The 7,471-nt window shown below is 72.2% G+C and carries 2 protein-coding genes and 2 pseudogenes; 2 read left to right on the top strand and 2 right to left on the bottom strand.

Annotation, left to right across the window (positions count from 1 at the left end; genetic code table 11):
* Together VFV67_RS11140 and VFV67_RS11135 are read right to left on the bottom strand one after the other, a co-directional pair.
* Positions 1-281: pseudogene (locus VFV67_RS11140) on the bottom strand (hypothetical protein); the annotation flags it as partial.
* A gap of 100 nt (positions 282-381) precedes the next feature.
* Positions 382-1,263, bottom strand: coding sequence for a DUF1702 family protein (locus VFV67_RS11135; RefSeq protein WP_326469359.1), 882 nt, complete (start codon positions 1,261-1,263; stop codon positions 382-384).
* A gap of 200 nt (positions 1,264-1,463) precedes the next feature.
* Between VFV67_RS11135 and VFV67_RS11130 the strand changes: the two genes are divergently transcribed.
* On the top strand, positions 1,464-7,298 hold the full coding sequence (locus VFV67_RS11130) for a type I polyketide synthase (protein ID WP_326469356.1): 5,835 nt from the start codon (positions 1,464-1,466) through the stop codon (positions 7,296-7,298).
* Positions 7,299-7,300: 2 nt separating this feature from the next.
* Positions 7,301-7,471, top strand: a pseudogene (locus tag VFV67_RS11125) (acyl-CoA thioesterase); the annotation flags it as partial.

The following is a 7,471-nucleotide window of genomic DNA, read 5'->3' as shown; positions in this document are numbered from 1 at the left end:
ATCCACGCATCAATATGCTGGTAATCCCGATTGACCCGCCGAATCTCCTGCTGCGCGAACCCCGACGGCATCGCCACCGACATCGGCGCAAACCCAAACCCCGACGCCATCACCTCCGCCTCCGCCGCCGACGGAAACCCCACCCGACCCACCACAAACATCCCCGCCACCAACACCACCGCAACCACCCCGGCAAGCTGACGACGCAACCAACCAAATGTCGCGCTCATGAAACTGAACACCTCCAACAACGCCAAGGCGATGGGGTCGATAGAAGACATGCCGCTGGCAGGAATTCTCGGCTGCCACCAAGGAAAACGTCTACTCCGGGCTTGCGGGATTGCCCGATATACCGCGAGACACGGCATTCTGCGATACAGCTCAGTCGGTGAACCGGTCCCGAATGCGCTGGCGCCACTGCTCGTAGAACGGCAGCGGACCGGTCTCCGGCGGAACGCCGGCCGTGGCCACCGCGATTCCCACCGCATCGGCGACCGACACGCCGGCCAGCGCCTCGGCCGCGATCCCGGTATACGGCGGCACGAAGCCCGACACGGTACGGGCCTTGGCCGCGAACACCACCCCGAGACCTAGCTGCGGCCGGTGCTCGCCGGCCGACTTCCGAAGCAGCGCAAGGCCTTCCGGGTCGCTCCCGCCGGCGAACGCCGCCGAGAGCGCCACCCCGCTCCACAGGTCGCCCCGCCGGTGCTCCGGAAAGCGCCGCACCGCGTCCGCGACTCGAGCGGCGGCCGCGCCGTGGAGGTACCACAGCGCCCGGCCGATGCCCTGGTCCACCGCACGCCGAAAGTAGCCGGGAAAACCCTGCCACGGATAGGGCTTCGGCACGTACTGCCGGTCCACCCAACGCCGGGTGCTCCGGTAGGCGCGGTCGAACCCGTAGCCGTCCACCGCCAGCCAGGTCATCGTCGGGTAGTACGGCGAGCCGGTGAGATCGGGGACCAGGTCACGCCACAGCATCCGGGGCAACCGGCCCATGGCGAGCCCGATCCCGGTGTAGGTCAGGAAGATGTGCGGCCTACCGGGGCCGAGCATCAACTCCCGGGTGCGGTGGCCACCGGTCAGCGCGTCCCGGACCGCGAACGCCATCGCCGCACCCTCGTAGGCGAATCCGCGAAACTCGGCCGCCACAAGGGAGATCCGTCGTTCGACCGGCCACAGTCGGGGTGCGGTGATCGCCCACTGGAAGCCGCAGCGCGACGATGTGAGCGCCCACCGGCGGGACCCGCCCAACAGCGTGGCCATGGCATCTCCTCGGCGGCACCGTTTCAACAGATCGACGATAGCCATGCGAACCTGCCCGGCAAAACCATTCCGGCAGCGACGGCACTATGGGAGAGGACATCGGTCGCGCGGCTGAGGCACGCTGGCACACGCCACGAATCGCATTTTTATGCGCACGACAAGAAAAGTACGCCGAGCGGTAGTCAGAGGCGGTTGACGGTATGAGTAGCGAGCGGATCGCGGTAGTCGGCATTGCCCTTCGTTATCCCGATGCGAGCACCCCCGGAGAGCTGTGGGAGAACATCCTGGCCGGCCGGCGGGCCTTCCGGCGACTACCCGACGTGCGGATGAACCAGGCGGACTACTTTTCGCCCGATCCCAAGGCACCGGACCGCTTCTACGCCGCGAAGGCGGCCGTGCTGCGCGACTACCAGTTCGACCGGGTGAAGTTCAAGGTCGCCGGCAGCACGTTCCGCTCCACCGACCTGACCCACTGGCTGGCCCTCGAGGTCGCCGCGCAGGCGATGGCCGACGCCGGATTCCCGGACGCGGAAGGCTTACCCCGCAAGGGAACCGGCGTCGTGATCGGCAACAGCCTTACCGGTGAGTTCGCCCGGGCCAACCTGATGCGCCTGCGCTGGCCGTACGTGCGCCGCACGGTCGCCGCCGCGCTGGCCGCAAAGGGCTGGAGCGACGAGGAGACCGGCGCGTTCCTGTGGGATCTCGAGGCGCAGTACAAGGCGCCGTTCCCGCCGATCGACGAGGACACCCTGGCCGGCGGTCTGGCCAACACGATCGCCGGCCGGGTCTGCAACTACTACGACTTCGCCGGCGGCGGGTACACCGTGGACGGTGCCTGCTCGTCCTCGCTGATCGCCGTGGTGACCGCGGCCCGCGCGCTGGCCAACAACGACCTCGACGTCGCCATCGCCGGCGGTGTCGACCTGTCCATCGACCCGTTCGAGGTGATCGGCTTCGCCAAGACCGGCGCGCTGTCCACCAAGGAGATGCGCGTCTACGACAAGGACTCCAACGGGTTCTGGCCCGGCGAGGGCTCCGGCATGGTCGTGCTGATGCGCGAGGAGGAGGCGATCGCCCGCGGGCTGCGGATCTACGCGTCGATCACCGGCTGGGGCCTGTCCTCGGACGGCAAGGGCGGCATCACCCGCCCGGAGGCGGCCGGCCACCAACTCGCCATCGAGCGCGCCTACAACCAGGCCGGCTACGGCGTCGAGACCGTCTCCTACTTCGAGGGCCACGGCACCGGCACCGCGCTCGGCGACGACACCGAGCTGAACGCCATCTCCACCACCCGCCGAGAGGCCGACCCGACCGCCCCCCGGGCCGCGATCGGCTCGGTGAAGGGAAACTTCGGGCACACCAAGGCGGCCGCCGGCATCGCCGGGCTGATCAAGGCCACGCTGGCCGTGCACAACCAGGTCATCCCGCCCGGCACCGGACAGTACGACGTGCACCCGCGACTGCTCGGCGGCGAGGCCACCCTCTACGTCCCCACCCAGGCCGAGCTGTGGCCGAACAACCTGCCGATGCGGGCCAGCGTCTCGGCCATGGGCTTCGGCGGGATGAACGCGCACATCGCGCTCGAGCAGGCGCCCGGCACCCGGCGCCGCACCGAGCTGTCCGCCCGCACCGAGGCACTGGTCGCCGGCCGGCAGGACGCCGAGCTGCTGCTGCTCGACGCCCGCGACCCCGCCGCCCTGCGGGACCGGGTGACCCGGCTGGTCGAGGTCGCCCCGACCCTGGCCTTCGCCGAGTTGGCCGACCTGGCCGGCACGCTGGCCGGCCAGCTCACCGGCGGCCCGGTGCGCGCCGCGGTCGTGGTGTCGAACCCGGAGGACGCCGAGCGCAAGCTCAACCGGCTGCTCGAACTGCTGGACCAGAACGACACCAGCCACTTCGGTGCCGCCGAGGGCATCTTCCTCGAGCACCGCAGCGCCCCGCCGAAGATCGCGTTCCTGTTCCCCGGTCAGGGTTCCGGCCGCGGCGCGGTCGGCGCGATCCGGCGCCGGTTCCCGGTCGCGGAGAGCGTGTTCGGCCTTGCCGGCGTGCCGGCCGGCGGCGACCAGGTGGCCACCGAGGTGGCCCAACCGCGCATCGTCGCCGGCTCGCTGGCCGGACTGCGGGTGCTGCACCAGCTCGGGGTGGACGCCGACGTGGCCGTCGGGCACAGCCTCGGCGAGCTGACCGCGCTGGCCTGGGGCGGTGCCATGGGCGGCGCGCAGCTGCTGCGGCTGGCCAAGACCCGTGGCCAGGTGATGGCCAAGGCCAGCAAGGGCGGCGGCGCGATGGCCGGGCTGTCCTGCGACCCGGACCGGGCCCGCGACTTCATCGACAACGCGGGCGTGGTGATCGCCGGGTTCAACGGCCCGGAGCAGACCGTGCTGGCCGGGCCCGAGGAGGACGTGGCCGACGTGTGCGCCCGGGCGCAGGCCGCCGGGGTGAGCGCGACCCGGATCAACGTCTCGCACGCGTTCCACTCGCCGCTGGTGAAACCGGCCGCCGACGCCATGGCCGAGCGGCTGGCCGAGCTGAGCTTCACGCCGCTGACCCGCACCGTGGTGTCCACCGTGACCGGTACCCCGCTCGACCCCGGCACCGATCTGCGCACCCTGCTGCGCGACCAGGTGCTGTTCCCGGTCCGGTTCCACGAGGCCGCGGCTCGCGCGGTTGAGGACGCCGACCTGGCCATCGAGGTCGGGCCCGGGCGGGTGCTCGGCGGGCTGCTGGCGCAGATCGCCCCGGACCGGCCGGTGCTGTCCCTGGACACCGACAACGCCTCGCTGGCTCCGCTGCTGCGCGCGGTCGGCGCGGCGTTCGCGATCGGCGTCGAGTTGGACACCTCGGCCCTGTTCGCCGGCCGGGTGATTCGGACCTTGGCGCTGGACAAGGATTTCAGCTTCCTGGCCAGCCCGTGCGAGGAGGCCCCGGACCTGGGGGCCGGACTGGTTCCGGTCGGTGCCGCCGCGGAGCGCGCCGAGGCCGCCCCGGCCGCGACCGCCGAGTCCGGCACCGGTTCCGCCGATCCCGGCGCCTCGACCTTCGAACTGCTGCGCCAGCGCGCGGCCGAGCGGGCCGAACTCCCGCTGGACAGCATCACCGAGGACACCCATCCGCTCGACGACCTGCACCTGAGCTCGATCACGGTCGGCCAGATCGTCAACGACACCACCCGCGAGCTTGGCCGCCCCACGTTGGAGGCGACCGCGAACTTCGCCACCATGAAGCTCGGCGACCTGGCCGCGATGATCGACGGCCTGGCCGAGACGGCGACCGACGGCGACGCCGGATCCGCCGAGGCGCCCGGGGTTGCCGCCTGGGTGCGGCCGTTCTCGGTGGACTACGTGGAGGCGGCGGCGCCGCGGGTGGGCGCGAGCGGCTCGGCCGACGGCACCTGGACGGTCTACGCGCCGGCCGGCCACCCGCTGGCCGAGCGGCTGCGCACGGCGCTCGCCGAAGCCGGTGTCGGCGACGGGGTGCTGCTCTGTCTGCCGGAGTCCGGCGAGGACCAGGTCAAGCTGTTCCTGCACGCCGGCCGGGCCGCGGCGACCGCACCGGCGGGCACCCGGTTCGCCGTGGTGCAGGCCGGTCTCGGCGCCGCGGGCCTGGCCCGCACCCTGCACCTGGAGAACCCGGCCGTGCCGACCACCGTGATCGGCGTGCCGGACGTGGCGCCGAAGAGCCCCGAGTTGGCCGACGACCTGGTTTCCCGGCTGGTCAAGGAGATCGCGGCGACCAAGGGCTTCAGCGAGGTCCGGTACACCGCCGAGGGCACCCGGACGGTGCCGGTGCTGCGGCCGCTGACCCTGCCGGCCGGTCCGACCGCCACCCCGCTGGCCGGCACCGACGTGCTGCTGGTCACCGGCGGCGGCAAGGGCATCACCGCGGAGTGCGCGCTGGCCATGGCCACCGACTCCGGGGCCGGCCTCGGCCTGCTCGGCCGGGCCGACCCCGCGCAGGATGCGGAGCTGTCCGAGAACCTGGCCCGGATGACCGCGGCCGGCGTGACGTTCCGCTACGAGCGCGCCGACGTGACCTCCGCCGAGGCGGTCAAGGCCGCCGTCGACCGGATCCAGGCCGAGCTCGGCCCGGTCACCGCCGTGCTGCACGGCGCGGGCCGCAACGAGCCGGCGGCGCTGACCAACCTGACCGAGGAGATGTTCCGGGCCACGCTGGCGCCGAAGATCGACGGTCTGCGCGCGGTGCTCGCCGCGGTGGACCAGGACCGGATCAAGCTGCTGATCACGTTCGGCAGCATCATCGGCCGGGCCGGGCTGCGCGGCGAGGCGCACTACTCCACCGCCAACGACTGGATGACCGAGCTGACCGTGGACTTCGAGCGGCGGCACCCGGGCGCCCGGGCGCTGGCCCTGGAGTGGTCGGTGTGGTCCGGCGCCGGGATGGGTGAGCGGCTGGGTGTGGTCGAGGCCCTGATGCGCGAGGGGATCACGCCGATCTCCACCGAGGCCGGGATCGACGTCCTGCGCCGGGTGCTGGCCGACCCGTCGGCCGGGCCGGTGCTGGTGGTCAGCGGCCGGGCGGCCGGGCTGCCCACGCTCACCCTCGAGCGGCGGGAGCTGCCGCTGATCCGGTTCGTGGACCAGGTTCTGGTGGACTACCCGGGCATCGAGCTGATCACCGAGGCCGAGCTGTCCGCCGGCAGCGACCCGTACCTGGCCGACCACCTGCTCGACGGCGACCTGTTGTTCCCCGCGGTGGTCGGCATGGAGGCGATGACCCAGGTGGCCTCCGCGCTGACCGGCCACGGTGGACCGCCGCTGCTGGAGAACGTCGAGTTCCTGCGGCCGATCGTGGTGCGGCCGGGGCATTCCACCACGGTCCGGCTGGCCGCGCTCGTCCGCGATCGGGAGACCGTGGACCTGGTGATCCGCAGCGAGGAGACCGGTTTCGGCGCCGACCACTTCCGGGCGACGCTGCGGCTGCCGCGACCGGACCTGCCGGCCGGCGCGGACCCGGGCGGCGTCGGCGAGCTGCCGCCGGTTCCGGTCGACCCGACCACCGAGCTGTACGGCCAGGTCATGTTCCAGGGCAAGCGGTTCCAGCGGGTGCTGGCCTACCGCCGGGCCAGCGCGCGGCACGCGGTGGCCGAGCTGTCCACCAGCACGCCGGCCCCGTGGTTCGCCGGTTTCCTTTCCCAGGAACGGTTGCTGGCCGACCCGGGCACCCGGGACGCGGTGATGCACGGGATCCAGTGCTGCGTGCCGGACGCGATCCTGCTGCCGCAGGGCATCGAGCGGCTGTACCTGGCCGGCCGGACCGACCAGGACACCGAGTTCGTGGTGATGGACGCCCGCGAGCGCTCGCAGGACGGCGACACCTACGTCTACGACGTGGACGTGCTCGGCCCGGACGGCAACCTGGTGGAGCGCTGGGAAGGGCTGACGCTGCGCGCGGTCCGCAAGCGCAACGGCGCCGGCCCGTGGGTACCCACGATGCTCGGCTCCTACCTGGAGCGGTCGCTGGAACAGGTCATCGGCGGCAGCCGCGCGGTGGTCGTCGAGCCGGATCCGGTGCCGGCCGGGGCCAACGGGATCGAGGCCCGGCGGGCGCAGACCGCGCTGGCGCTCAGCCGGGCGCTCGGCCGGCCGGCCGAGGTGCGCTACCGGCCCGACGGCAAGCCGGAGACCGATGGCGCGGCGGTGTCCTCGTCGCACGGTGCCGGGTTGACGTTCGCCATCGCCGGTTCCGGGCGGCTGGGCTGTGACGTGGAGCCGGCGGTGAACCGCGGCGCCGAGGACTGGGCCGGACTGCTCGGGCCCGAGGCGCTCGCGGTGCGGGACCTGATCGTGGCCGAGTCCGGCGACTCGGCGTCGGTGGCCGGGACCAGGGTCTGGTGCGCGCTGGAGTGCCTGCGCAAGGCCGGCGCGACCAGCCAGGCGCTCACCGTCGACCGGGTCCAGCCGGACGGTTGGGTCGCACTGTCCACAGGGGACAGCCGGATCGCCACCTGGGTGACCACCATCAACGACCGTCCCGACCCGGTGGTGTTCGCCGTGTTGTCGGGAGAGGACGACTGAGGATGGGCGGCTACTACGAGATTCGGCACATCGTCGGGTTCGAGGAGACCAACCTGGTCGGCAACGTCTACTACGTGAACTATCTGCGCTGGCAGGGGCGGTGCCGGGAGATGTTCCTCAAGGAGAAGGCGCCGGCCGTGCTCGAGGACGTGCGTGAGGATCTGAAGTTGTTC

It is taken from the genome of Actinophytocola sp. (assembly GCF_035762905.1).
Taxonomy (GTDB): domain Bacteria; phylum Actinomycetota; class Actinomycetes; order Mycobacteriales; family Pseudonocardiaceae; genus DASYTH01.
The sequence above is the reverse complement of the archived record's forward strand: the minus strand, read 5'-3'. Positions and strand labels throughout refer to the sequence as shown.

Coding starts and splice junctions, on each gene's coding strand:
- VFV67_RS11135 (WP_326469359.1), bottom strand. CDS start 1,263: ATGGCCACGCTGTTGGGCGGGTCCCGCCGGTGGGCGCTCACATCGTCG.
- VFV67_RS11130 (WP_326469356.1), top strand. CDS start 1,464: ATGAGTAGCGAGCGGATCGCGGTAGTCGGCATTGCCCTTCGTTATCCC.